Here is a 24487-nt window from a genome sequence, read left to right as displayed (position 1 = left end):
AGATGTGTATAAGAGACAGCTCCTGCGCCATGATTCGCAAGGGGGGAGGGGTGATGGGGACGGTGACCGCGTGAATCCATCTCGAGTGCATGTGGAATAGGGTAAGCATGGTGGTAAACGGCGAAGCAGAAGATGAAGCGGCCCTCTCACCTGCGCCGACAATTACTGAGTGGGAGTAAAGTTCCGCCTGATTTTCGTCGATAGTCTCATTAATACGGCCTTATTTCTGTTACTCTGAACAAAAATAAGGCCGTATTTTGTGAGGAGTGCGCATGGATAGGCACCTGATGACCGAACTTGTCCGCTGGAAGGAATCTCCCCGCCGCAAGCCGCTCATTCTCAACGGAGCGCGGCAGGTCGGCAAGACATGGCTTCTCAAAGAGTTCGGACGAGAGCACTTTAACGCCGTCGCGTACGTCAGCTTAGATGGAAACTCGGTTGCGCGCGACTTGTTCGAGCAGGATCTCGACCCAGTACGCATCGTACGCGACCTGTCCATCCTGACCGGCGTCGCAATTCGCCCTCTATCCACGCTTGTAATCCTTGACGAGATACAGGCAGCGCCAAAGGCCATAACCTCCCTCAAATACTTCTGTGAGAACGCGCCGGAATACGCCGTTGCTGCCGCGGGGTCGCTTCTGGGGATATCCGCAACCGAGGGCACGGGGTATCCCGTTGGAAAAGTGAATACGCTCGATCTCTATCCGTTGAGCTTCCGCGAGTTTCTCGATGCCACGGGTAATACCATGTTGCGAGAGCTCGCGGACTCGGTGGACACAGTGAGCATCAACGCGTTTTCCTCGAGGCTCATCCCGCTTTTGCGTCGGTACTTCGTGGTGGGAGGGATGCCGGCGGTCGTCGCGGGCTATATCGAGGGCGAGTCGCTCGGCTCGGTTCGGGATATGCAGAGCCAGATCCTCGAGGACTATCTTCGAGATTTTGCCAAGCACGCGCCGCTGCGAATCAACCCGAAGATGGTCGAGGCTTGGAACTCGATTCCCGTGCACCTTGCGAAAGAGAACAAGAAGTTTATTTTTGGGCAGGTCAGAGAGGGTGCCCGTGCCAAGGATTACGCGGAGTCCCTCACGTGGCTGGCTCAGGCGGGGCTTATCCACAAGGTTCCGCGCATAACCAAGCCGGGAATCCCGCTTTCGGCATACAACGACAACAAGTCCTTCAAGGTGTTTCTTCTCGACGTTGGCCTCCTCGGCGCCATGGCGGGCCTTGACCCCGCCACCGTGTTGGACGGCAACGCGGCGTTCACAGAGTTCAAGGGCTCCCTTACCGAGCAGTACGTCTGCCAGCAGCTTGTTTCCGACTGCGGACTCGCGCCGTACTACTGGTCCGCCGAGAACTCGTCGGGCGAGATCGACTTCCTGGTGCAGGGATCGAACGGCGTCTACGCTATCGAGGTGAAGGCGGAGGAGAACCTGCGGGCCAAGAGCCTCAGGGCGTTCAAGGCCGCCCACCCGGAGATTAAGTCCGTTCGTTTTAGCCTGTCGGGCTACCGCGAGCAGGACTGGATGAGGAATGTCCCGCTGTACGCGATGTCGAACATGGGGTTGTGGGGATAGGCTGGGCTTAAATGAGAGCGCGACGGCGCTGATCGGGGGGCGGACGTTCGGGTTGGAGCGATCGAGCGCTGCAAGCCATTTCGCGCGCTACCGCCCCCATAGCGTTTCGGCCGAACGCTAAGCTTGATGCCAGATGCGGCTGAACAGGTCAATCTGCTCGTCTGATAGCGAACTGACGAATTGCTGAGCGCGTTCAATCCATTCATCATGCTCGTCGCTGTCTCCGTACAAGCCGAGAAGAGCAACATACTGGTTGAAGTCCATACTGCTGATGAAGTCTTTCATGCTGGTTCCAACCCACCGCTCGACGCTGCGCTCACCCGCTTCGAGGTTGTTGGCGGTTTCCGCCACATGGTAGAGCTTCTTGACCTGCTCGATAGCTGCACTGATGTCCATGGTTCTCTCTTTTTCTTGAGCTGTTGTCCTGAGCAGAACTGTAGGCGGGACAAAGCAAAGCGGGAAGCGGAATCCGGCGGACTACGAAGAACTCATTTGGTGCGCCCAAAAGGCGTGGCAATGCGTTCGCCACGCTGGCCCTACCGCTCAAGCTGGGGCGATGCGTGGAAGAGTCTTTCCGGGGAACAATACAAGCGGGTAAGGTGCGCCATCCGGTGCTAGGGCTGGAAGGAGTTCGCCATGAAGATGGACGTGAAGCTCCGCAGGTTCTTAGTATTTGCGTTGGTTGTGTTCACCGTCGGCATATGGGCGCCCGCGACAGCGGTCGCGGCGGAGGGCGAGTCCGGGACCCCTCCGGTCACCGATGCTGCAGAAGCGACGGATAGCTACTGGACGGTTGATGATACCGGCGCGCTGATTCCTGCTGACGAAAACGAATACGACGTGCGCTATGACGGCAAGGGGCTTCTTGTCATCCAGGATGCCGTGCCCGGCGACACGTTGCAGGGCATCGTGGATGAGCTGGGAATCAAGCTTCCCTCGGACGAAGATGATCCCGGTCTCATCGTCTTTACGGGCGATGCGGGTGTCGTCTATGGCAACGCGACCTTGACGAGCGATTTGGTCATCGGCGAGAAGCAGATCCTGACCGTGCCGGAGGGCGCGACGCTCACGATTCCCGAAGGCGTGACCCTGACGAACGATGGAACCATAGAGGTCATCGGCTCGATGATCGATGCGGGCACCATCGTCGGCACCGGGGATATCGTGAACCCGACCGTGATGCACGAGCATCAGCTGATCGAGGTTGCGGCCAAGGCTCCTACGTGCACCGATGACGGCAACATCGCGTACTGGTATTGCGAGGGCTGCGGGCGTTACTTCAGCGATGCCGAAGGTGCGGTGGAGATCGCGGAGGAAGAGACTATCGATCCCGCGACCGATCATGCTCGCGCGGCGACATGGTCGAGCGATGAGCACGGCCATTGGTATGCGTGCGAAAACGGGTGCGATACCAAGCTGGGCTATGCCAAGCACACACCTGCTGTCGAAGGCAAAACGGATGCTACCTGCACGAAGGGCGGCTACACGGGCGACACTGTATGCTCCGCCTGCGGATACATGATGGCCAAGGGCGAAACCGTCGCCGCGCTGGAGCACAGCTTCACGAACTATGTGTCCAACGGCGATGCGACATGCACGACGGACGGCACGGAGACGGCGACCTGCGACAACGGTTGTGGTGCGACCGATACGCGTACCGACGAGGGCTCCCAGCTCGACCACAAGGTGGCGACCGTGGGTGCGGCGCACTCGACGTGCACCGAGAAGGGCTACACGGGCGACAAGGTCTGCGAGCTGTGCGGCAAGGTGCTCGAGAAGGGCAAGACTATCGACGCGCTCGGCCATGCGTGGGGCAAGCCGACGTGGAGCTGGTCCGAGGACGGCGAGCAGTTCGTGGCGACCTTCACGTGCGAGCACGATGCCGACCATACCAAGGTGCTGACCGTCACGCCGACAGCGAGCGTGAAGACGAAGTCGACCTGCACCGCGGCAGGCGTGCGCCTCTATCGCGGGACGGTTGAGCTTGACGGTGCTGCGTATTCGGCGACGGCGACCGAGACCCTTCCGGCCATCGAGCACGATATGAAGGATGGCGTCTGCACCATCTGCGGAGCGAAGGATCCGGATTACGTCAAGCAGGTGCAGTCCGAAAAGGATAAGAAGACCGAGCCCAAAGAGGAGAAGGAGGCGGAGACCATCCCCGCCACCGGCGACGTGGCCATGGAGGGTGTGATCGGCCTCGCCCTCATCGGCATGCTGGCCCTGGGTGTCGGTGCTCCGCTGAAGCGTCATTCGTAACCGATGGGTTGAATGGGGACGTGTTCCATCCAACCCATATGGGAAAACCTCTGACGTGTTTTCATATGTCGTAGGCGGGCGTCCTGCACGGGGGCGCTCGCTTTTCGTGCGCTACGCACAATAACCCCAGGGGTTTTATTACGCGTGACTACGCAGGGGCATGCCGGCGGGTTGTATGGGCGTTGCGCTCTTGGTCCGGCGACACCTACGCCCGCGCCAGCATCATATGCAAAATAACCCTAGGGGTTTTATTACATGTTGCCTACGCCCGCGCGAGCATCAGCGATTCATCCTCAAACAACGCCGTGCTCGTGTACTGGAAGCCGTTAGGGAGCGTCTCGGTGCGCATGATGCCCACGTCAAGGGACGGCTCGTCCTCGGAATCCGCTGCATCGGGGTTGGCCTTGACGGTGTAAAGCGACGGCGCGAGCGCGTCGGGCTCAATGCCGAGCTGCGCGAGCCCCGTTTCGGGGTCGGTGTTGTCGTAGGCGATATTCACGCTGAACCAGCCTTTGTCCCGAACGTATGCCGGTGCGGTCGCGAACAGGTCCGCGTTGGTATCGAGACGATAGATCTCAAAGGCCTCGGGGAGATAGGCGCGGCTTTCCCGTTCGTCAAGGCGCCCGCTTACCACCAGATCCTCAAGCGAAAGCGACCCATCGGCCGCCGCTAACGCCATGTCGCTGCCGCGCAGGCGCACGCCGGCCTCGTCGGACGTGACGTAGATACCTTTGCCCAAGGAGACCCAGTCGACGATGAGCCAGTTGCCGGTCGGTTCTTCATGGTCGAAGGGGCTCAGCTCGCCCAGCATGCCGAACGGTGTGCCCTCCATGCGCGCAGCGTTGCGATATCCGTCCTGGAAAACAGTGACCTCCACCTCGGGATCGTTGTCGGTTAGTGGCAGAAGAGTCTCACAGGCCGCATCGATGGGGTCAACCCACGCCGGACGCGCGGGAACGTTTACGGGAAAGCCGTGCTCATAGTTCGCATCCGCGCCTGAGATCTCAAGTTCGATTGAGGGCACCCCCAGATACACGCGCGACGCTTCCTGTTCAAAGAAGCGCTCGTCGTCCGTATAGCGCGCGTAGAAGAACGATCCGGTTTCCTCAGACGCCTCTTCGTTTCTCTGCCAGGTGCGGGTCGAAATCTCCCCATCCAAAAAGCCGTCGCTTTCCGGAGAGAAACCGTTTATGTACATGGTCGAGACCGTGTACCCTGCGCTTTCGAGCCGCCGCGTGGCATCTTCGACGGCGTCGCGGAAGCGCTGCTCGTAAGCCGCTACGATTTCGTCCTGCTGCCGATTGTCGCCGACTACGCCCTCTTCGAAATCCACGAGCACGCAGGAGCCGTCCTCCATGGTGCAGAATGCCTGCCCGCTCGACCGATAGCCAAACAGCTGATAGGAACGGTCTTCCCAAAGATCGGCGACCTTGATGTGCTCACCGTACTTGTCGGCGTAGTAGCTTTCCGCCTGTCGAACGACGGCGCTCTCGTTGAACTCGCCGAGGTTCGAGCAGCCGGTGAGGACAGCCGCAACCGTGCAGGCAAGCAGCGCGCACGCGACAAAGAGGACGAGGGGGCGGCGCGAGGGGCTCGCCGTGCGTGCCGCGGGAATCGCAGGAGAGGGCGGCGGGGTGGTCATGCGGGACATGAGGTGGCCTCCCATCGTGTGCCAAGGCGATGGGTCCATTATAGTCGGCACTTGAGGCCGGGTGGCTTGTCCGGATGCCGAAGGGGGAGGCCTTAAAACCCCCGCCATGCGGGCGCGCGTCAAATGGGGTGGGTGGGGCACGTGTGCTTTTCAACCCATTATGGGTTGAAACGAACACGTCCCCAACCAACCCATTCTGCGGGTTTGCTCTTGTCCGAGCGGGCGAGTATCCTTGTTCAGCTTCTGCACCCGATCGAACCGGAGTCCGTCCATGGATATCATCGCTGCGCTTGCGCAAGAGCTGAATCTCAAGCCCTCTGCCGTCGAGGCTGCCGTCGCGCTCATCGACGAGGGGAACACCATCCCGTTCATCGCGCGCTACCGCAAGGAGGCCACGGGCGGCATGGACGACGTCGCGCTGCGCACGCTCGACGATCGCCTTTCCTACCTGCGCAACCTTGAGCAGCGCAAGGAGGACGTCATCCTGCTGATCGGCACGCAGGGCAAGCTCACGCCCGAGCTCGAGGCCGAGATCCGCGCCGCCACGCAGCTCCAACGCGTGGAGGACCTCTACAAGCCCTATCGCAAGAAGCGCCAGACGCGTGCGCAGAAAGCGCGCGAGGCGGGGCTCGAGCCGCTTGCGAACATGATCATCATGCAGGTCACTTCCAAGGGCTCGCCGCTCGAGGCGGCGGCTCCCTTCGTGACGCCCAAGGCGGCGGAAGCCGGCTACGACACGCCGGAAAAGGCGCTCGCGGGTGCGCAGGACATCGTCGCCGAGACCGTGGCCGAGGATCCGGAGAACGTCGCCGACCTGCGCTCGTTCACCGAGAGCACGGGTGAGATCGTCTCCATCGCGGTCGATGCCGACGAGAAGACGCCCTACGAGCCCTACTACGACTTTTCCGAGCCGGCACGCAAGATCCCCAACCACCGTATCCTCGCCATCGACCGCGGTGAGCGAGAGGGCAAGCTCCGCGTGCACGTGGGTGTCGACGCGCAGGCGGCCGTCGCCCGTCTGGGAAGCCGGTGGCCGCGTCGTCAAGGCGGGTTCGCGCCGGTGCTCGACGCCGCTGTCGCCGACGGCTACAAGCGCCTCATGGCCCCTTCGCTCGAACGCGAGCTGCGTGCCCGCCTGACCGTGCGCGCGCAGACCGAGGCGATCCGCGTCTTTGCCAAGAACCTCGAGAGCCTGCTGTCCGCCCGTCCGGTGCGCGGGGCGCGCATCATCTCGCTCGACCCCGGCTATCGCACCGGTTGCAAGGTGGCCGTGCTCGATGAGACGGGCAAGCTGCTCGACCACGGCGTCGTGTACCCCACGCCGCCCCGTCGCGATATCGCCGGCACCAAGCGCGAGCTGGCGCGCCTGACCAAGCGCTATGGCATCAACACCATCGTGATCGGCAACGGAACCGCGAGCCGCGAGACCGAGGAAGTGGTCTCGGATTTCATCGCCGAAGCGGCGCCCGAGCTGCGCTACACCATCGTGAACGAAGCGGGTGCCTCCGTGTATTCCGCAAGCGAGCTTGCGAGTCGTGAGTATCCCGACTTGGATGTGACCACGCGCGGCGCCATGAGCCTGGGGCGCCGTCTGCAAGACCCGCTCGCCGAGCTCGTCAAGATCCCGCCGCAGTCCATCGGCGTGGGGCAGTACCAGCACGACCTCGATCAGGCGGAGCTTGCGCGCACGCTCGGGCACGTGGTGGAAGACGTCGTGAACCGCGTGGGCGTGGACGTGAACACCGCGAGCGCGAGCCTGCTTTCCTATGTTTCGGGCATCACGCCGACGGTCGCTCAAAACATCGTGGCCTACCGCGAGGAGCACGGCGCGTTTACCGACCGTCGCCAGCTGAAGGAGGTGCCCAAGCTCGGGCCCAAGGCCTTCCAGAACGCGGCGGGCTTTCTACGTATCGCGGGCGGAGCGAACCCGTTGGACGCCACCGCTGTGCATCCGGAGAGCTACGGGGTTGCGCGTGAGGTCCTCAAGCGTGCCGGCGTGACCGCCGACGAGCTCGGCAGCGGCGGCGTGCCCGATATCCAGCAGCGCGCCGGCAGCGTGGCGATGCTCGCGGGCGAGCTTGGCTGCGGCATCCTCACGCTTATCGACATCATCGCCGAGTTGGAAAAGCCTGGCCGCGATCCGCGTGACGATGCACCGGAGGTCGTGTTCAGCCGCGCTGCGCTTTCCATCGATGACCTCGAGGCCGGCATGGAGCTCACCGGGACGGTGCGCAACGTGGTGGACTTCGGCGCCTTCGTGGACGTGGGCGTGCACCAGGACGGCCTTGTGCACATCTCCAAGCTCTCGACGCGCTTCGTCAAGCATCCGAGCGACGTGGTGGCCGTAGGCGACACGGTCAAGGTGTGGGTCGAGCGCGTGGACCGCGAGCGCGGCAAGATCTCGCTCACCATGGTGAAGGGCAAGTAGCGGGAGCGGTAGCGATGCTCGAGAAGGGCATCGCCGCCGCTCTTTTTCAGCGGCATATGTGCAAGCAGAGCGGAATGGGTTGGACGGAACACGTCCCCAACGAACCCATCCACAACGGGTCCCTTCCCGAAAGCGTAAGAGCTCTTAAGTGCGCCTTCAGAGACCCCTTTGCGCGCTTTGGGTACGAGAGTGATATCTAGTTCACCCAGGTGCCCGGTGGCGAACACGCATCGCGCGGGCAGGAAAGGGGCCGCCCTATGTGCACGGGCATCCGCTTTACCGACACGGCAGGACGCATGTTCTTCGGCCGTAATCTCGATTGGACGCAAGGCTACGGCGAGCGGGTGGTGGTGACGCCGCCTGCCGCGATCGTCCCTGCCGCATTCGACCGGTCTGCAGACCTCGCACATGGCCATGCCGTGATCGGCATGGGAATCGTCGTCGCCGGAATCCCGCTGTATTTTGACTGCGGCAACGATGCGGGGCTTGCCGTGGCCGGTCTCAACTTCCCCCAGTCGGCGCGCTATGCGGCAGGTCCGCAGGAGGGCTCCGTCAACGTCGCTGCCTACGAGTTCCCGTATTGGGTTGCGCGCAACTTCGCGAGCCTCGATGAGGTGCGCCGCGCGCTCGCTGATACGACCATCGTCGCCAAGCCGGTCAACGAACAGCTGCCGGTCGCCAACCTCCACTGGATTATCGGCGATGCCACCGGAAGCGTGGTCGTGGAGTGCCTGGACGACGGCGTCCGCGTCTGGGAAAACGACGTCGACGTGCTGACCAACGAGCCTGATTTCGGCTGGCAGCGCCAAAACCTGCGCAACTACCTCATGCTGTCCGACGATGCCCCGGCGCACACGCCGTGGGACCGCGCCGACCTCACACCCTTCGGCTCAGGGCTGGGCATGCAAGGGACGCCCGGCGACTACAGCGGCCCGTCGCGCTTCGTCAAGGTTGCGTTTGTGAACAGCCACTATCCCGCGCAGGAGCGCGAGGCGGACAACGTCACGCGCCTGTTCCGCACGCTCGGCTCGGTAGCAGTGCCTGAAGGGTGCGCCCGCATGGCCGACGGCACATACGAGAAGACGCTCTACACGAGCTGCTTCTCGGCGGGAACGCTCACGTACTACCACGCGACCTACGATGATCCGCAGATTCGCGCCTACCCGCTCGCCTCGTGCGATCTTTCCGGCTCCGCACCCATCATGCTGGAGCCCGCAGCCTAGGCTCTCCCGACGAGGGGTCTGACAAGGCGATTTACCCCCTTTGTCAGACCCCTGCCGCGTCGATCTCTGCCACATACAAGCCCAATACCACCTCTTTAGGAAGGAGCGGATATGAACTCCGCTGCTCTGGCACATCCCGGCCGCTCGCAGTCCGCGAACGCCGAGAAATTCCTCGTCTTACCCATCGTTATCCTCATCCTGGCGCAGATGGGGGCGACCGGCGACAACGGCGCCCTGTCGCTTGCCACCTCGGCGCTTACGCACGAGCTGGGCGCCACGACCTCCGAGATTCAGCTCGCCAACATGGTCTACCCGCTTGTCGGCGGTGCGTTCATGATCGCCGGCGGCCTTGTCGGCACCATCGTCGGATGGAAGAAGACGTTCCGCATCGGCACGCTGCTGTGCGCGGCGGGCGAGGTCGCGCTCGCTTTCGCCCCCAACATGATCGTCTTCATCTGGGTCGGACGCGTGCTCGTGGGCTTCGGTGCGAGCTTCATGATCCCGTCGGTTCTCGGGCTCATCCCGCTTCTGTACCACGGATCCAACCGTACGGTGGCGTTCGGCTGCATTGGCGCGGCGTCGGGCCTCTCGGCGGTGCTGCCGCTCATCCTCGGCGTCGTCATGGAGACGGCGGGCATGCGCGTCACCTTCTTGGTACTCGGCGTGTACTTCATCACCGTGTTCCTGTTTTCGCTGAGCCTGCCCGCCACGAATCAGGTTGACGAGCGCCTGAGGTTCGACGGCCTGGGTGTCGCGCTTGCCGCCGCGGGCCTGTTCATGGTCTTGATCGGTATGTCGGGCATCTCGTCGTGGGGCCTGATCACGCCGCTTGCCGCCTGCCCGTTCAAGATCATGGGCATCTCGCCCGCGCTGCCGCTCATCGCCTGCGGTCTGGTTGTGCTCGCCGTGCTGGTGAGGGTCGAGGGCGAAGTTGAGCGCAAGCACGGCATCGCGCTGCTGCCGAGTGCGTTCCTCCGGACGCCGCAGGTGCTCGCCGGGCTTGTGGCCAATGCCCTGACGTTTTTCTTCATGGGCGCGCAGTCCATCCTCATGGCGCCGTATCTGCAGCTGGTGGCCGGTTGGACGCCCATCGACGTCGGCACCATCTCCATCGTGACCGGCGTTCCCACCTTCGCGCTCGCCCTCGGTATCCCTAAACTGCTGCCGCGCGCCAATCCGCGCCACGTGATCCAGGCGGGCTACCTCGCCATGGCACTCGCTCTCGGCGTCATGGCGATGTCGGTCACGATCGACGGTGCCAATGCGGCGGGCGTGTACCTGGGCGCGTTTATGGCCGGCGTCGGCGCGGGCACGGTGTCGTCGCATGCGAGCAACATCGTGGCGCTTGCCCTGCCTGAGCGCGAGGCGTCGCAGTCCGGCGGCATCCAGACCACGATGCGCAACGTAGGCCAGGCGATCGGCGTGGCGCTGCTCGGTGCGATCCTGCTGTTCGGCATCACGAGCACGGTCAGGGCGCGTGCGGCGTCCGACCCGTCCATCTCGACGGAGGTCCGCGATGCGCTTTCGGGCATGACGGTCGATCTGGGAAGCGATGCAGAGTTTGCTGCGCAGATCAAGGACATTCCCATGACGGCGACCGAGCGCCATGCGCTCGTGAACATCCAGGCGCGCGCCCGCTTCGATTCGACGCGTACCGCCTACGCCGTCGGTGCCGTTATCGTGCTGCTGGGCTTGGCGACGACGCCCGCCATCAAGACGGCGCGCAAGCAGGAGGGCTGATGCCGCAAGGCGGATGAGCCGATGCCGGCGGCAGGGAAGCCGGCATCGACGGTGAGAGGACCGGTCGTCGGCGAGCAGGGTTGTCGATGTCGGTAGGACGCCGGGGCGGGGCGCGCTGCGGTCCGCCCCGGCGTTCGCGTTATCGCCGCTGCGGCTTGGACGTCAGGTGCCAGCCGCCGCAGTAGTCGCACTTGTAGCAGTGCAGGCCGCGCGTGCCGTGCGCCTCGCACAGGCGGATCGTCTCCTCTGCCTCGGCGCGGGTCGTGTAGCGGTTCTTGGATGCACACGCTTTGTGGTAGAGGGCCTCGCCGCGTTTGGCGGCGAGGTCCTCGCGGTGCTGTTCCTCACGCGTAAACAGGTCGTCGAGCCCGCCGGATTGCGCCTTGAAGGCGGCGATCTGCTTGGCCTTGGCCGATGGCTTCCTGCTCGACATAGCTGCTCCTCGTGTCCATGATGTGCGGCGGGCGGGATGGCTTCGTGGCGGGCGGCTCGCGTTGACGCGATCGTGTGCGCTCGGGCGCCGGCCCGATGCTTCCATTGTGCCGTAGTGCGATAGGCGAGGAGCGTGCGGCCGGTCGAACTCCAACGAGTGTTCACTCGGAGACGGGGTGGAAAATGGAAGCGGTGCGCCGTTGGCGGCGGAACACGTCGTATGCTTGCTGGAAGGCCGCATGGTTGCGGAGTGGAGGACCGAACGGGAGGCATCGATGGACGACAGGACGGAAGACGCGCTTCGCGACAAGCTCGCGGTCGTCGTGCGTGCCGATGCCGACGGGGGAGCGGCGGTGCGACTCGCCGAACATCTCGGGGTGTCGCTGCTGGACGAGGGTGGTGATCCGTCCGCGTATCCGCTGCGCCTGGTGCTGGGCGGCGACGGGCTGACTCTCACCGACGGGTCCATGGTACTGCGCGCCGATCTGCGCGACATGCTGCCGCGCTTGAAGCCCGCGAACCTCTCCCGCGAGCTGCTGGTGCGTGCGGCCAAGGTCAAGGGTGTCGACGCGCCGACGGCGGTGGATGCCACGGCGGGCTTGGGTGCCGATGCGCTTTTGCTGGCGGCGGCGGGTTTTACCGTGACGCTGTTCGAGCGCGACCGCGTGATCGCGGCGCTGCTCGCCGATGCGCTGCGCCGTGCTGAGGACGACCCGGATCTTGCCGGCATCGCCTGTCGTATGTGGCTGGTGGAGGGCGACAGCATCGAGGGCCTGCGTCGCATGGCACGGGCGGGGGAGAATCCCGACGTCGTCTATCTCGATCCGATGTTTCCCGAGCGGACCAAAAGCGCCGCCGTCAAGAAGAAGTTCCAGCTCCTGCATCACCTAGAGCGGCCCTGTGCGGATCCGGAGCTTCTGCTCGAGGCCGCTCGCGCCGTGCATCCGAGGAAGATCGTCGTCAAGCGGCCGGTAAAGGGTCCGCAGCTTGCCGGCGTCAAGCCGAGCCACACGATCGGCGGCAAAGCGGTCCGCTACGACTGCATCGTCCCGCCGCGCTAAGCGACAAGATGGCGCCAGGCATGGGTTCGTTGGGGACGTGTTCCTTCCAACCCATTGGGTCGACAAGGGTTCGCTGGGGGCGTGTTCCTTTCAACCCATTCGGTTCGTTGGCGACAAGATGGGGCCGTGTTCGAACTTGTCGTCCGGGTTAGCCGATGGCGCCCTGCGCGACGGCGATGATGAGGGCGAACAGCGGGGTGACGGCGCTCACCACGATGCCCGCGATCGAGCAGACGAAGCCGACGGTCGCGGGCAGGTCCTTGCGGTAGTCCGCCTTGCGGGCGCGGCGGGAGGCGACGATGCCCGCGATGCCCAGTATGACTCCCAGCACCTGCGTGGGGATGATTGGGCTGAAGCCAAGCAAGATGGCGACAGCGCCGAGCGCGATCGATGCATATTCCAAGGGCATGGGAACCTCCGGCAAACCGAGTGGATGTCGCCGGGAAGCTCCGGCGATACAGCCCATCATACGCGCCCGCCTTCGCGCGAATATATAGCCAAATGCGACAAGATGGGTTGGTTGGGGACGTGTTCGTTCCAACCCATCCGGCCGACAAGATGGTGCCGGGTACAAACTTGTCGCGACAGGTTTGTCCCTGGCACCATCCTGTCGCCTCCGGCCACCCTTTTGCGCTTCCGGCCTGTCGCAGGGCTATACTGTCCCTCGTGACATCGGAAAGGACGGGCAGATGGGGTACCTGAAGGCAGGCGAGGCGCCGACCGTCGGCGTGGTGCTCGAGGGCGGCGGCTTTCGCGGCATGTACACGGCGGGCGTGCTCGACGTGTGGATGGAGCACGGCATCACGGCCGATGCGACCGTGGGTGTGTCGGCGGGCGCCACATTCGGCTGCAACTTCAAGTCCCTGCAGATCGGACGCACCCTGCGCTACAACAAGAAGTACTGCGCCGACCCGCGTTACTGCAGCCTGCGCAACTGGATCTTCAAGGGCGACCTGTTCAGCCGCGACTTTGCCTACGGCGAGCTGCCCTGGAAGCTCGATGTGTTCGACAGCGCGACCTTCGCCGCCAACCCCATGCGCTTCACGGTGGTCGCCACCGATATCGACACCGGCGAGGCGGTCTACCACGACCTCGGCCCGGGCGACGAGGGCGATATCGAGTGGATCCGCGCTTCCGCCTCCATCCCCATGGTGTCGCATCCCGTGGAACTCGGCGGCAGGCGCCTGCTCGACGGCGGCGTGGCCGATTCCATTCCGGTCCGCTGGATGCTCGACCAGGGCTACGACCGCACCGTCGTGGTGCTCACGCAACCGGCCGGCTTCGTGAAGGAGCCCAACAGCCTCATGCCGCTGCTGCGCGTGTGGCTTCGCCGTTACCCCAAACTCGTCGAGCTGCTCGCTGACCGACATGTTCGCTATAACAGGTGCGAGGAGGAACTCGCTGAGCTCGAACGTGCGGGGAAGGTCTTCGTCGTCCGCCCGAGCGAGTCAGTGCAGATGCCCATGATCGTGCGCGACCCCGAGATTCTCGAGCATGCGTACCGTATCGGCCGCGCCGACGCCGAGCGCGAACTCGCGGCGCTTACGGCCTATCTCGTGTAGGCTGAGCGTTCGTCCGCGCGTACTCCTGTCCTGCAAACCATGGTACCGCCTGTCGTTCCGTGGTACGTTGGGGCCATGCATTCAGCTGGCTGAGCAGATAGATGAGGAGTGCCACCATGTCCGATTTCGTTACCACGCAGCGCCATACCGTCACTCTGGCAAATGGCGATCGGGTCCCGGCGCTCGGGCAGGGCACGTGGTATCTGGGCGATAGCCGCGCCACCCATGACCGCGAGGCGCAGGCACTGCGCGCCGGCGTGCGCGCGGGCATGACGCTCATCGACACGGCAGAGATGTACGGCAACGGGCGCAGCGAGCGCCTGATCTGCGATGCGTTGGATGGCACCTCGGTGGCAGGCGGCCCGCTGCGCGAGGAGGACGGCTCCCGCGCCGCGACTCTCGACCGCGAGGACCTCTTCATCGTCTCCAAGGTGCTGCCGAGCAACGCCGGGCGCCCCGATATCTTCGAGAGCTGCGACAACACCCTCGATAACCTGGGCGTGGACTACCTCGATCTGTATCTTCTGCACTGGGTCGGACCGGTTCCGTTTGCCGAGACGGTCGCCTGCATGGAGGAGCTCGTCGCCGAGGGCAAGATTCGCGCGTGGGGCGTCTCCAACTTTGACACCGATGACATGGAGGAGCTCTGGCGCGTGCCGGGCGGCAGTAACTGCCAGGTCAACCAGGTGCTCTACCATCCTGCGTCCCGCGGGATCGAGTACGACCTGCTGCCCTGGATGCGCGACCACGGCGTCGCACTCATGGCGTACTGCCCGCTCGCGCAGGCCGGCACGCTGCGCGGTCGCCTGTTCGACTCGCCCGAGCTCGCCGAGGTGGCGCGCCGCCATAACGCGACGGTCGCCCAGGTGGCGCTCGCGTGGGACATCCGCGGCGGCGACACCATCGCCATCCCGCGCTCCTCGCGCCCCGAGCATACGCTCGAGAACGCCGCCGCCGATCGGATCGAGCTGACCGACGAGGACCTCGCCCTCATCAGCCGTGCCTTCCCGGCGCCCTCGCACAAGATGCCGCTCGATATGGAATAGCCCGCTGCCGAGCATGGCGACATAAACGGGCGCCCTCGTGCGATGCGGCACGCGAGCGCCCGCGCGTTCACAAGGCTGCTTTGCCCCGTTGGCAGATGTTCACCGAACGGGTGGATTATTGCGGCATACAATTTCGCTGTAGCACTGTGAGCGAGGAGGAGCCATGCCCGAGAACCTAGGACCCGCCCTGATCGATCCCGAGGGCGTCCGTCATGAGCTCAGCCGCAAAGAATACGAGCTCATCATCGCATTGTCCGCGAGTCTCGGATACGATATCGCGCCGGCTGCCGACGCGTCTGGCGAGACGGTGATCACGACCGGTCAGGCGGCGGAGATCTTGGGGGTCTCGCGCCGTACCGTCACGCGCATGCTCGACCGGGGCGAACTCCCCGGCATCCGGCTCGGTCTCAACCATCATCGGAGCGTCAAGCTCGCCGACGTGCTGGCGTTTCGCAAGAAGGGCTCGACGGAGCTGGGCGCCGCATCGCTGTAGCGCGGCGCCGCCACGGCGGGGGTGCGTCCCATCCGCCCAAGCAAGACAAGGAGATACGGAACGGTGAGGGCGTTTATCGCGTTCGAGTTGCCGCAGCGGTTCGTCGACGATACCGCACGGCTGGCCCGTCGGCTGTCCGCCGTGGTCCCCGGGCGCTTCATGCCGCCGGAAAACTACCACGTCACCATCGCGTTTCTAGGCGATATCGGCGAGGCCGACGCGCGCAGCGCCATCGATGCGCTCGATGCAGCGTGCGCGGACCTCGGGCCGATATCGTGCGCGGCGACCGGGCTGGGCAAGTTCGGCCGGGCGAGCGATGCGACGCTGTGGCTCGGGATCGCTCAAACCCCTGATCTCATGGATGCCGCCGCCCACGTGCGCGACCGTCTGCGCGACCATGGCCTTGCCTTCGATGCCAAGCCGTTTATGCCCCACATCACGCTTGCCCGGCGCGTGCGCATCCCGCGTACGGGCCTCGACGGGCTGGCGTTTCCCGAGCCGTGTGAGCTCGCGCGCGTCACGCTGTTCAAAAGCACGCTCGACCAGATGGGCGCGACCTATAAGCCGCTCTACACCGCGAAGCTCGTCGGATAGCTCCTGCACCTGCCAAGTGCGCGAACGACGGTCGCCTACGAATCCAGCAGGTCCTCGATGAAGCCCACGCGATAGTTGCAGAACACCGCTTCGCCCTCGTCGGCCGTGGCGTCCAGGTCGACGTCGGCCATGATGCCGAAGTCGCGATCGCCCTGCTCATCCGAGAAGATCTGGTGCACGTGCCAGACGTGCTCTGCCCGCTCGTCGCTCTCGTCGATCGCAAGGAAGGCCGCCGAGCGCGCGTCGGCGTCCAGCAAGATCTCCTCGTGCTGCTCATGGTAGGCGTCAAGCGCGCGCTCCCAGCGCATCTCGGTCATGCCCCAGTCGCCGTCGAGCGCACCGAGCTCCGCGGTCTTGCCCTCGGCGGCCAAGCGCACGCGGCGGAACAGGGCGTTGCGCACGAGCAGGGTGCAGCCGCGGCGGTCGGCCACCACCGCGTCGGCGGCAGACGGCGGCGCGGCATCCAGCGCTGCCGGGTCGCCCGCGGCCTCCCATTCGTCCACAAGGCTCGAGTCGACGGACCGCACGAGGAAGCCCAGCCACGAGATGATGTCGCACAGCTGCTCGTTGCGCTTCTCGAGCGGCACCGTGCGGTCGAGCGAGCGGAAGGCCTCGGCGAGATAGCGCAGCAGGATGCCTTCGGAGCGGGCGATGCCCAGCTTTTGGATGTAGCCCTTGAAGTCCGCGGCGCTCTCGAGCATGTCGCGCAGGACCGATTTGGGCGACAGTGCGTAGTCGGCAGCCCAGGGGACCTTTGTGCAGTATTCGGCAAAGGCTGCGTCGAGCAGGTCCTCGAGCGGCTTGGGGTAGGTGACGTCCGCGATCTTCTCCAGGCGCTCCTCGTAGTCCACGCCGTCGGCCTTCATCTCGGCCATGGCGCGGTCGCGCTCGGCGCGCTCTTGGGCGCGCAGGACCTGCTTGGGGTCCTCGAGCGTGGCCTCAACCATGGAGATGAGGTCGAAGGTGTAGGTCTCGCTCTCCGGGTCGAGCAGCTCGAGGGCGGCGAGCAGAAACGGCGAGAGCGGCTGGTCCAAGGCGAAGTCGTCGGGCAGGTCGACGGTGAGCGCGTAGTCGGGCGTACCGTCCTCGAGCTCGTCGCGCACCACGACGCCGGTGTCGATCAGCGTGGCGAAGATCTCGTCGGCACGTGCGGACAGCGCGAGTTTCTCCTCGGGCGTCTGCAGGGAGCGCTCGATGAGCTCCTCCACGTGCGCCCGCGCGTCCCCGCCCTGCTCCACCTGGGCGAGCACCATGGAGTGCGTGATGCGCAGGCGCGGCTTGAGGGTCTCAGGTGCCGTCTCGATAAGCTTAGTGAAGGTGCCCTCGTTCCAGCTCACGAAGCCCTCGGGCGGCTTCTTCCGCTTGATCTTGCGCAGCTTCTTGGGGTCGTCGCCCGCCTTGGCGACGAGCTTGGCGTTCTCGATCTCGTGCTCCGGCGCCTCGGCGATGACGCAGCCCTCGGTATCGAAGCCCGCGCGGCCGGCACGCCCCGCGATCTGGTGGAACTCGCGGGCGCGCAGACGGCGCATGCGGTGGCCGTCGAACTTGGTGAGCGCGGTGAGCACGACGGTGTGGATGGGCACGTTGATGCCGACGCCGAGCGTATCGGTGCCGCAGATGACGGGCAGCAGGCCCTGTTGGGCGAGCTTCTCGACGAGCAGACGGTAGCGCGGCAGCATGCCCGCGTGGTGCACGCCCACGCCGCATGAGAGCAGGCGCTTCAAGATCTTGCCGAAGGCGGTGGTGAAGCGGGTGCCCTTCGCGGCCTCCTTGATGGCCTCGCGCTGCTCTTTGCTCGCGACGCCGAAGTTCGCGAGCGAGCTCGCAGTGGAAAGCGCCGCATCCTGCGAGAAGTGGACGATATAGAGCGGCGCCTCGCCGCGGCGCAGCGCGAGCTCGACGGTTCCCTCGAGCGCGGTGTCGACGTATTCGTAGGACAGCGGCACCGGGCGCGACGCGTCGGCGACGACGTCGACCTCGGCGCCCGTGCGCTCGCGCAGGGCCTCCGCGATCTGGGTGACGTCGCCGAGCGTGGCGCTCATGAGCATGAACTGCGCGTGCGGCAGGGTGAGCAGGGGAACCTGCCAGGCCCAGCCGCGGTCGGGATCGGCGAAGTAGTGGAACTCGTCCATCGCGACGCTGCCGACGTCGGAATCCTCGCCTTCGCGCAGGGCCTGGTTGGCGAGGATCTCGGCCGTGCAACAGATGACGGGTGCGGCCGTGTTGATGTGCGTGTCGCCGGTGATCATGCCGACGTTGTCGCGGCCGAGCACCTCGACCAGGTCGAAGAACTTCTCGGAGACGAGCGCCTTGATGGGCGCGGTGTAGTAGGCGCGCTTGCCCTGAGCGATGGCCATGTACAGCATGCCGAGCGCGACGAGCGACTTGCCCGAGCCGGTCGGCGTGCCCAAGATCACGTGGTCGCCGGCGGCGAGGTCCATGAGGGCCTCCTCCTGGTGCGGCCACAGCTCGATGCCCTGGTCGGCCGCCCACTCGAAGAAGCGCTCGAATGCCTGGTCGGGCGTGAGCCACGGTTCGGGCTCGCTGCCATCTTCGGGTTCCCACCAGCAGGGGACGAGGGCTCCGAGCGAGCCCGTCTGGAGCTCGCCGGTGCCGCCGGCAAACGAGCTGGCGGATGCCGTGGTGGGTGCGGTGTTCGTAGTCGTTGTCACGTCTTCAGCGCTCCTTGCCTGGTTTGTTCGCACCCATTATGGCCCAACGCGGGCTTTGTGTCCTAGCTGCGCGATCCGGGGATGCGCGCCTTGCCCTTGCGCTCGCGGTTGCGGAAGTTCTCGACGGCCGCCTCCATGCCGAGGGGCACGTAGTCGAGGGTCGACAGGTCGTCGGGCAGGTAGCACATCAGGCTCTGCTCGGCGGTGCGTCCCGCCTCGACGCGCGCCTCGTCGGGCTCTTGGCCCGGTGTGGCGCAGATGCCGTACACGGCGGCGCCGCGCTCGGTCAGGCGCTGCTCGTACTCGGTTTCGGGAAAGCCGGGGTGCTCGTGACGGACATCGGCCGACACCCACTGCGCATCGTAGCCGGCGGCGTCGAACTGCCCCTTGGCATATTCCCAGAGCGGCAGGCTGTCGGTGCGCAGCGTCACGGTACCCGACGCCGCGAGCAGAGGACGATAGAGCAGCAGGTGGTCGACGTTCACCAGGCGCTTGGCGGCGTGGTGGCGCTTGGGGTGGGGCGTGGGGAAGTTGAGCGTGATGCCCGCGAGCTCACCGGCCCCGAAGATGCGCGGCAGCGCCTGCGCCCCGAGCGGCACGACGACGGCGTTGCGCAGGTCCTCCTCGACGATGCGCTGCGCGGCGTAGGCGATGCAGATGGGTTCGACATCCATGCCGATGAACAGCGCGTCGGGATCGCGCCGCGCGCATTGGGCGATGAACGTGCCCTTGCCGCAGCCTAAGTCGAGGTGGACGCGCGCAAAGCTGGCACCACGGGTGGCGTCCGCATCGAGCGGCCAGCACGCCTCGGCCCAGCGCCCGGCATAGGCGGGTGCGTGGCGCTCGATGGCGTCGGCGTAGCGCTCGATGCGCTCGTCGAGGTCGAAGTTCTTCGGCGTGCGGATATGCGTGAGGCCCATGGCGTTCCCTGCTATCGGATGTTCGTGCTCGTGGATTGTATACGATTAACGGCTTGAGCTGACAAGATACGCGTCGTATGCATAGTCGAAGCGATAGCCGAGCTGCTCGGCCAATGCGAGGGATGCGCGTGTGTGGGCGTCCCAGCTCGGGTAGAGGCCTTGATCCAGCGCGGCGAGGATGAGCGCGGCGGCACATGCCCGCGCGAGACCCCGACGTCGTCTGTCGGGGCGCGTGTCGACCTCGATTTCGATGCCATCACGATAGCGTGCGTAGGTTGAGGCGCCTGCCACTGGCACGCCGCTCTCGACCGCGACGATACCCAGGGCGAGGTGCTGAAAGTCCTCGTACTTGGGAAACTGCGACACGAGGTCGCAGCTCCAGTCGGCACCGGCGCACGCCCGATGCAGATGCGCGTCGATGGGGGAGAGCTCGATGCCGTGAGGGACGTCGCGCACAAGGTCAAGCAGGCGGGTGCGATCGAGGTCCGCCGGATCCTTGCGCGTGGCAAACCGGGTGATGCGCGAGACACTTTCTTTGAGTTCCGATTCGATACACGCGGACCATATTGCATCGCGGGGAACGAGGATCAAGGGGCGGGGCTCGCCGTGCGCTAAAGCTGAATGGACGAGTGCTCGGTTCGCGGTACCTGCGAGGAAGGCGAAGTCGCCGAGAACGGCTGCGGCGGATTGCGGCCGTGTCGTATTGTCGGCAAGCACGCATCCCATGATGCCTTGGAGACAGGACCATATAACGGTTTCATTCCAGCCATCGAACAGGGAGCTGGCGGCTGCAGGGTCGGTGAGACGTGCAATCATAGACGGCTTGATTTCTCTATCTGGCAGATGAGGTAGCGGTTGAGCGTGCCGGAGCGGCCGTCCGCCGAGAACCGGTCGATTTCGCGAGCGCCGCGCTGGGAGAGGTGGGCCGAAAGTTCGTCGACCTCGGCCTCGCTGAAATGATGGCAGTAGCGGACGGGTTGGATGCTGTCCTGCCAGCCGAGGAAGTGATCGTCTGCGTCGAGTGCGTCGACGGGAAAACCTTGCTCGCGCATCGCTTCTTCGGCAGTCTCCGCCTTGCGCGCCAGGCGCGGGTCGTCCATGAACTGCCAGAGGGAAAGCGCGATGATGCCGCCGGCGCAGGTGTGGCGCGCGAGGGTGTTAAGCAGCGCGTGGCGGAGATTCCCGCCCGGCACATGATGCAAAAAGCCGAAGCAGACCGTCAGATCGAACGTCCCGGTGGCATCGAGCGGATCGCGCCCGTCGAGCAGCACCTCGAGCACATCGACGGTGCGCGTGCGGACGCCGCGGATCGCGGAAGCATCGCAGGAAAGCTCGGGTGTGCTGTCCACGGCGAGGCACGAGAGCTCGACCGTGGGTATCCGCTCGGCAAGGAACCGCTCGAAGCGCAGGTTGCCACAGGCGACGTCGAGCACATGAAGGGTGCGTGACGGCTCGGTGAGCGCCCGCGCTGCTTCGACAACGCGCGCCCAGCCCTGCCAAGGCGCCTGGCGGGTTGCCGAGAACGACGCGGCATGCCTCCGATAGAACTCGTTGTTGCATGCGATGAGCTCGCGGGCGAGCTGTGCGTCCACAGCGCCTCCTTTCGGGCACGATCGGGCTGTTCGGGCCAGTCGATTTTCGCTTCATTGTAGCGCCCTGGGCCATACCCCCGTTTAGGGGACGGTTTTAGAGGGGGTGGTCGAGTAGATCCCCCATGCTGTTCAGAAAAGGTGCTGGTAGACGTGTTGCCGAATTTCCGGCTACTCGGAGGTGCCGACTAAAACCGTCCCCTAAACGGGGGTATGGCCTCCGGCGGACGGGATAGGGGCTCCAAACGTCCGTTTCAGGCGCCCCGCCGTCGCGCCGCGCTGTCCGGTGCCGCCTTGCCGCCTGCGCCATAGTACAATGCGCCCTATGGAAGACATCATCGTGAACATACTCGAGATGCTGCGGCACGGCGAGACGGTCGACGACGCGGCGCTCGTCAAGCTCGTGCATGCGCAGGCCAAGCGCACCGGCGGCGACAAGCGCGCCTTCGCCAAGCGGCGCCTGTTGCCGTTCTACCAGCGCGTCAAGCGCGAAGAGCCCGAGCGCTGGCGCAGCTGGAACGTGACGTCGGAGCTGGAGCGCGCCCTGTTGCGCGTCATCCGCATGAAGCCGCGCCGCTCCGCTTCGGGTGTGGCGACCATCACGGTCATCACCAAACCCTGGCCGTGCGGCAGCGATTGCCTCTACTGTCCCAACGATGTGCGCATGCCCAAAAGCTACCTGCACGACGAGCCGGCCTGCGCCCGCGCGGAGCAGAACTGCTTCGACCCCTATCTGCAGGTATCGACCCGTCTGACCGCGCTTTCGCAGATGGGGCACGCCACCGACAAGATCGAGCTCATCATTTTGGGCGGTACGTGGAGCGACTATCCGCGCGACTACCAGATATGGTTCGTGACCGAGCTGTTCCGCGCCCTGAATGACGATGCCGTCTCCGGCGTGGCGGCAAATCCCATGCTCGCCGCGCCCGGCGAGGACAAAGGCGCCGTGCTCGCGAGCTCCTCTGACGTGCCGGTGGGGGTCGTCGAGCGCCGCGCGTGGTATCGCGCCTGTGGTATCACGGCCGATGAGCACGCGCTCGCGGCGGCATCTGCCGAGGCCCAGGCTGCGGTCGATACCGGTTCGTGCAGCTACAACCGGGCGGTTGCGCGGCTGTACGGGCAAAGCGATGCGTGGCGGCGGGCGGCATCCGCCCAGACGGCGACCCTCGAGGAGCTGGAGCGCCAGCAGCGCATCAACGAGACTGCCCGCCATCGTGTTGTCGGCCTGGTCGTGGAGACACGCCCGGATGCCATCACGCCCGAGGCGCTCACGCTTATCCGCCGGTTGGGCGCGACCAAGATCCAGATGGGCGTGCAGAGCACCGACCAGCGCATCCTGGATGTCAACGAGCGCGGAATCTCCGTCGAACGTATCGCCGAGGCGTTCGCATTGCTGCGCGCCTTCGGGTTCAAGATCCATGCGCACGCGATGGCCAACCTGCTCGGTGCGACGCCGGCCGATGACAAGCGCGACTACGCGCGCCTGATGCACGACCCGGCGTATCAGCCCGACGAGGTGAAGCTCTACCCCTGCGCGCTGATCGGCAGCGCACGCCTGGCCGAGCGCTATCGCGACGGCTCGTGGGTACCCTATTCCGAGGAAGAGCTGCTCGATGTGCTCGTCGAGGACGTGCTCGCGACACCGGCGTTCTGCCGCATCTCCCGCATGATCCGCGACTTTTCCTCCGACGACATCGTGGCGGGCAACAAGAAACCCAACCTGCGCCAGCTCGTCGAGGCGCGGCTCGCGGCGGCGTCGCGCACCGACGATGACGCACCGGTCCATCCCGACGTGCAGGAGATCCGCTTCCGCGAGATCGGCACGCGGACGGTTGATGTGGATGACCTGCGCCTGGACACCGTCTCGTACAAGACGGAAAACACGACGGAGCACTTCCTGCAATGGGTGTGCGCGGACGGTCGCATCGCCGGATTCCTGCGCCTCTCGCTGCCCGTGCAAGCCTATGTCGAGGCACACGCGGCCGAACTTCCCGTGGCGGCGGGCGAGGCGATGATCCGCGAGGTGCACGTCTACGGTATGGCGACACGCGTGGGCGCCGACGGTCGCGCCGCCCAGCACCTGGGACTCGGCAAGCGCCTGATCGAGCGCGCATGTTCTCTGGCACAGGATGCAGGCTATCGGCGCATCAACGTGATCAGCGCGGTGGGCACGCGGGAATACTACAGGCATCTTGGGTTTGTGGACCACGGGCTTTATCAGCAAAAGGAGCTGTAATGGGCAGACAGATCTCGCAGCGCGAGGCATCCGCGCGCCGTCGTGCGGGCGGCGGCCTTCCGACCGAGGCCGTCGACGTCGCGGTGATCCTCTTCATCGCGATTGCGTTCACGGTGGGCGGCATGAGCGGGGCGGCGGCATGGGCCATGGCGCTGCTGTTCGCGCTTTCGTCGGTCATCGCGATCGTGTACCTGCGCTTCGATCCCCATGTCGCGCACACGGCGAGCGGGTTCACGTTCGTCCGTACGCGGCGGTTGACTGACGGCTCCCTAGCTCGCATCCTGTGCACGCGCGGCGTGTACCAGTCGGCGACCTACCTCGACGAGCGCCGCTTCGAGCCGGTCTTTGCCTATCAGCAAGGTTTCAGCGTCGTCTTCGACGCCGAGGACGCGATGCGCGCGGTTTCGGGTCACGGTATCTCGCGCGTGCTCGCGCTCGGCGGCGGTGGGTACGCATGGCCCAAGTACGCCCTGACCGAGCATCCCGATCTTGCGATGACCGTCGTGGAGATCGATCCGGAGGTGACGAGCCTGGCACGGCGCCTGTTCTTCCTCGACGAGCTCGAACATATCGCGGGCGCACGCTTGCAGCTCGTGTGCGATGACGGACGGGCAGTGCTCGAGCGCGGTGCTGCCGAGGGGATGACGTACGACGTCATCGTCAACGACACCTTCTCGGGTGCGGAGCCCGTGCGCGGCCTTGCCACGATCGAGGCGATGCACGCCGTGCGCGCGTGCCTGACGCTGGGCGGCATCTACATCACCAACGTCGTCTCGCGCGGGGAGGGGACCGACGTGACGTTTCTGCGCGATGTCGTGGCCACGCTCTCCGCGGTGTTCGCGCACGTGTGGGTTCTGCCGGTGACCGAGGAGCTCTTCGCAGGCGAGGATAACTACTTAGTGATCGCCTCGGACGCCGTGTACACTTGGCCCGATGTCATTCCGTTTGACCAGGAGTTTTTGGGCGAGGTGCTGGGAGATTAGCGGTTGGCGCCTGCGCATTTGGGC

General features: G+C 65.1%; 20 protein-coding genes. 12 read left to right on the top strand and 8 right to left on the bottom strand.

The window, feature by feature from the left end:
- Positions 1 to 272: 272 nt before the first annotated feature.
- The gene (locus QUW00_RS08365) at positions 273 to 1574 is read left to right on the top strand and encodes an ATP-binding protein (protein WP_289613931.1); all 1302 of its coding nucleotides are present in this window, start codon (positions 273 to 275) and stop codon (positions 1572 to 1574) included.
- 117 nt (positions 1575 to 1691) lie between these two features.
- On the opposite strand, the gene QUW00_RS08360 is transcribed toward QUW00_RS08365, so the two are convergent.
- Complete coding sequence (locus QUW00_RS08360; RefSeq protein ID WP_289613930.1) at positions 1692 to 1970, bottom strand: hypothetical protein; 279 nt, start codon at positions 1968 to 1970, stop codon at positions 1692 to 1694.
- 240 nt (positions 1971 to 2210) lie between these two features.
- Between QUW00_RS08360 and QUW00_RS08355 the strand changes: the two genes are divergently transcribed.
- Positions 2211 to 3833 (top strand): hypothetical protein, encoded by a 1623-nt coding sequence (locus QUW00_RS08355; protein ID WP_289613929.1) that lies wholly within the window; start codon positions 2211 to 2213, stop codon positions 3831 to 3833.
- 262 nt (positions 3834 to 4095) lie between these two features.
- Here QUW00_RS08355 and QUW00_RS08350 read toward each other — a convergent pair whose 3' ends face one another.
- A complete protein-coding gene (locus QUW00_RS08350; RefSeq protein WP_289613928.1) occupies positions 4096 to 5484 on the bottom strand; it encodes a hypothetical protein in 1389 nt (462 codons plus the stop codon).
- Positions 5485 to 5755: 271 nt separating this feature from the next.
- Here QUW00_RS08350 and QUW00_RS08345 point away from each other — a divergent pair, with 271 nt between their 5' ends.
- The 3 genes from QUW00_RS08345 to QUW00_RS08335 all read left to right on the top strand — a co-directional run bounded on the left by QUW00_RS08345 (position 5756) and on the right by QUW00_RS08335 (position 10875).
- Entirely contained in the window at positions 5756 to 7912 is a 2157-nt protein-coding gene (locus QUW00_RS08345; protein WP_289613927.1) for a Tex family protein, read from the top strand.
- 257 nt (positions 7913 to 8169) lie between these two features.
- On the top strand, positions 8170 to 9135 hold the full coding sequence (gene bsh, locus QUW00_RS08340; RefSeq protein ID WP_289613926.1) for a choloylglycine hydrolase: 966 nt from the start codon (positions 8170 to 8172) through the stop codon (positions 9133 to 9135).
- Between the two features lie 111 nt (positions 9136 to 9246).
- The gene (locus QUW00_RS08335) at positions 9247 to 10875 is read left to right on the top strand and encodes an MFS transporter (RefSeq protein WP_289613925.1); all 1629 of its coding nucleotides are present in this window, start codon (positions 9247 to 9249) and stop codon (positions 10873 to 10875) included.
- Between the two features lie 139 nt (positions 10876 to 11014).
- Here the strand turns inward: QUW00_RS08335 and QUW00_RS08330 are convergent, their stop codons facing one another.
- Positions 11015 to 11308: a hypothetical protein gene (locus QUW00_RS08330; protein ID WP_289613924.1), complete on the bottom strand. Its 294-nt coding sequence runs from the start codon at positions 11306 to 11308 to the stop codon at positions 11015 to 11017.
- A gap of 274 nt (positions 11309 to 11582) precedes the next feature.
- Between QUW00_RS08330 and QUW00_RS08325 the strand changes: the two genes are divergently transcribed.
- Positions 11583 to 12368, top strand: coding sequence for a class I SAM-dependent methyltransferase (locus QUW00_RS08325; RefSeq protein ID WP_289613923.1), 786 nt, complete (start codon positions 11583 to 11585; stop codon positions 12366 to 12368).
- A 148-nt stretch (positions 12369 to 12516) separates the two neighbouring features.
- On the opposite strand, the gene QUW00_RS08320 is transcribed toward QUW00_RS08325, so the two are convergent.
- A complete protein-coding gene (locus QUW00_RS08320) occupies positions 12517 to 12777 on the bottom strand; it encodes a hypothetical protein (RefSeq protein WP_289613922.1) in 261 nt (86 codons plus the stop codon).
- Positions 12778 to 13057: 280 nt separating this feature from the next.
- On the opposite strand from QUW00_RS08320, the gene QUW00_RS08315 reads away from it, so the two are divergent.
- The 4 genes from QUW00_RS08315 to thpR all read left to right on the top strand — a co-directional run bounded on the left by QUW00_RS08315 (position 13058) and on the right by thpR (position 16063).
- Positions 13058 to 13930, top strand: coding sequence for a patatin-like phospholipase family protein (locus QUW00_RS08315; protein ID WP_289613921.1), 873 nt, complete (start codon positions 13058 to 13060; stop codon positions 13928 to 13930).
- 116 nt (positions 13931 to 14046) lie between these two features.
- Complete coding sequence (locus tag QUW00_RS08310) at positions 14047 to 14976, top strand: aldo/keto reductase (RefSeq protein WP_289613920.1); 930 nt, start codon at positions 14047 to 14049, stop codon at positions 14974 to 14976.
- Positions 14977 to 15139: 163 nt separating this feature from the next.
- Positions 15140 to 15469 carry a helix-turn-helix domain-containing protein gene (locus QUW00_RS08305; RefSeq protein ID WP_289613919.1) on the top strand — a complete coding sequence of 110 codons (330 nt, stop codon included), beginning with the start codon at positions 15140 to 15142 and terminating at the stop codon, positions 15467 to 15469.
- Between the two features lie 63 nt (positions 15470 to 15532).
- Positions 15533 to 16063 (top strand): RNA 2',3'-cyclic phosphodiesterase, encoded by a 531-nt coding sequence (thpR, locus tag QUW00_RS08300; RefSeq protein ID WP_289613918.1) that lies wholly within the window; start codon positions 15533 to 15535, stop codon positions 16061 to 16063.
- A gap of 35 nt (positions 16064 to 16098) precedes the next feature.
- On the opposite strand, the gene QUW00_RS08295 is transcribed toward thpR, so the two are convergent.
- The 4 genes from QUW00_RS08295 to QUW00_RS08280 form a co-directional block, all read right to left on the bottom strand.
- Entirely contained in the window at positions 16099 to 18735 is a 2637-nt protein-coding gene (locus QUW00_RS08295) for a DEAD/DEAH box helicase (RefSeq protein WP_289613917.1), read from the bottom strand.
- A 62-nt stretch (positions 18736 to 18797) separates the two neighbouring features.
- The gene (gene trmB, locus QUW00_RS08290; protein ID WP_289613916.1) at positions 18798 to 19655 is read right to left on the bottom strand and encodes a tRNA (guanine(46)-N(7))-methyltransferase TrmB; all 858 of its coding nucleotides are present in this window, start codon (positions 19653 to 19655) and stop codon (positions 18798 to 18800) included.
- Between the two features lie 45 nt (positions 19656 to 19700).
- Entirely contained in the window at positions 19701 to 20471 is a 771-nt protein-coding gene (locus QUW00_RS08285; protein WP_289613915.1) for a GNAT family N-acetyltransferase, read from the bottom strand.
- The gene (locus QUW00_RS08280; RefSeq protein ID WP_289613914.1) at positions 20468 to 21247 is read right to left on the bottom strand and encodes a class I SAM-dependent methyltransferase; all 780 of its coding nucleotides are present in this window, start codon (positions 21245 to 21247) and stop codon (positions 20468 to 20470) included. The genes QUW00_RS08285 and QUW00_RS08280 overlap by 4 nt, the downstream gene beginning before the upstream one ends.
- A 322-nt stretch (positions 21248 to 21569) precedes the next feature.
- On the opposite strand from QUW00_RS08280, the gene QUW00_RS08275 reads away from it, so the two are divergent.
- Positions 21570 to 23480, top strand: coding sequence for an elongator complex protein 3 (locus QUW00_RS08275; protein WP_289613913.1), 1911 nt, complete (start codon positions 21570 to 21572; stop codon positions 23478 to 23480).
- Positions 23480 to 24463 carry a spermidine synthase gene (locus tag QUW00_RS08270; RefSeq protein ID WP_289613912.1) on the top strand — a complete coding sequence of 328 codons (984 nt, stop codon included), beginning with the start codon at positions 23480 to 23482 and terminating at the stop codon, positions 24461 to 24463. Before QUW00_RS08275 ends, QUW00_RS08270 begins: the two co-directional genes overlap by 1 nt.
- The last annotated feature ends 24 nt before the right edge of the window (positions 24464 to 24487 follow it).

This window comes from Collinsella tanakaei, assembly GCF_030373545.1.
Lineage (GTDB): Bacteria > Actinomycetota > Coriobacteriia > Coriobacteriales > Coriobacteriaceae > Collinsella > Collinsella tanakaei_C.
This window is presented reverse-complemented; position numbering and strand designations above follow the sequence as displayed.

Excerpts from the sequence above, each read along its gene's own strand:
- QUW00_RS08365 (WP_289613931.1), top strand. The coding sequence starts at position 273 with ATGGATAGGCACCTGATGACCGAACTTGTCCGCTGGAAGGAATCTCCC.
- QUW00_RS08360 (WP_289613930.1), bottom strand. The coding sequence starts at position 1,970 with ATGGACATCAGTGCAGCTATCGAGCAGGTCAAGAAGCTCTACCATGTG.
- QUW00_RS08355 (WP_289613929.1), top strand. The coding sequence starts at position 2,211 with ATGAAGATGGACGTGAAGCTCCGCAGGTTCTTAGTATTTGCGTTGGTT.
- QUW00_RS08350 (WP_289613928.1), bottom strand. The coding sequence starts at position 5,484 with ATGTCCCGCATGACCACCCCGCCGCCCTCTCCTGCGATTCCCGCGGCA.
- QUW00_RS08345 (WP_289613927.1), top strand. The coding sequence starts at position 5,756 with ATGGATATCATCGCTGCGCTTGCGCAAGAGCTGAATCTCAAGCCCTCT.
- bsh (WP_289613926.1), top strand. The coding sequence starts at position 8,170 with ATGTGCACGGGCATCCGCTTTACCGACACGGCAGGACGCATGTTCTTC.
- QUW00_RS08335 (WP_289613925.1), top strand. The coding sequence starts at position 9,247 with ATGAACTCCGCTGCTCTGGCACATCCCGGCCGCTCGCAGTCCGCGAAC.
- QUW00_RS08330 (WP_289613924.1), bottom strand. The coding sequence starts at position 11,308 with ATGTCGAGCAGGAAGCCATCGGCCAAGGCCAAGCAGATCGCCGCCTTC.
- QUW00_RS08325 (WP_289613923.1), top strand. The coding sequence starts at position 11,583 with ATGGACGACAGGACGGAAGACGCGCTTCGCGACAAGCTCGCGGTCGTC.
- QUW00_RS08320 (WP_289613922.1), bottom strand. The coding sequence starts at position 12,777 with ATGCCCTTGGAATATGCATCGATCGCGCTCGGCGCTGTCGCCATCTTG.
- QUW00_RS08315 (WP_289613921.1), top strand. The coding sequence starts at position 13,058 with ATGGGGTACCTGAAGGCAGGCGAGGCGCCGACCGTCGGCGTGGTGCTC.
- QUW00_RS08310 (WP_289613920.1), top strand. The coding sequence starts at position 14,047 with ATGTCCGATTTCGTTACCACGCAGCGCCATACCGTCACTCTGGCAAAT.
- QUW00_RS08305 (WP_289613919.1), top strand. The coding sequence starts at position 15,140 with ATGCCCGAGAACCTAGGACCCGCCCTGATCGATCCCGAGGGCGTCCGT.
- trmB (WP_289613916.1), bottom strand. The coding sequence starts at position 19,655 with ATGGGCCTCACGCATATCCGCACGCCGAAGAACTTCGACCTCGACGAG.
- QUW00_RS08285 (WP_289613915.1), bottom strand. The coding sequence starts at position 20,471 with ATGATTGCACGTCTCACCGACCCTGCAGCCGCCAGCTCCCTGTTCGAT.
- QUW00_RS08275 (WP_289613913.1), top strand. The coding sequence starts at position 21,570 with ATGGAAGACATCATCGTGAACATACTCGAGATGCTGCGGCACGGCGAG.
- QUW00_RS08270 (WP_289613912.1), top strand. The coding sequence starts at position 23,480 with ATGGGCAGACAGATCTCGCAGCGCGAGGCATCCGCGCGCCGTCGTGCG.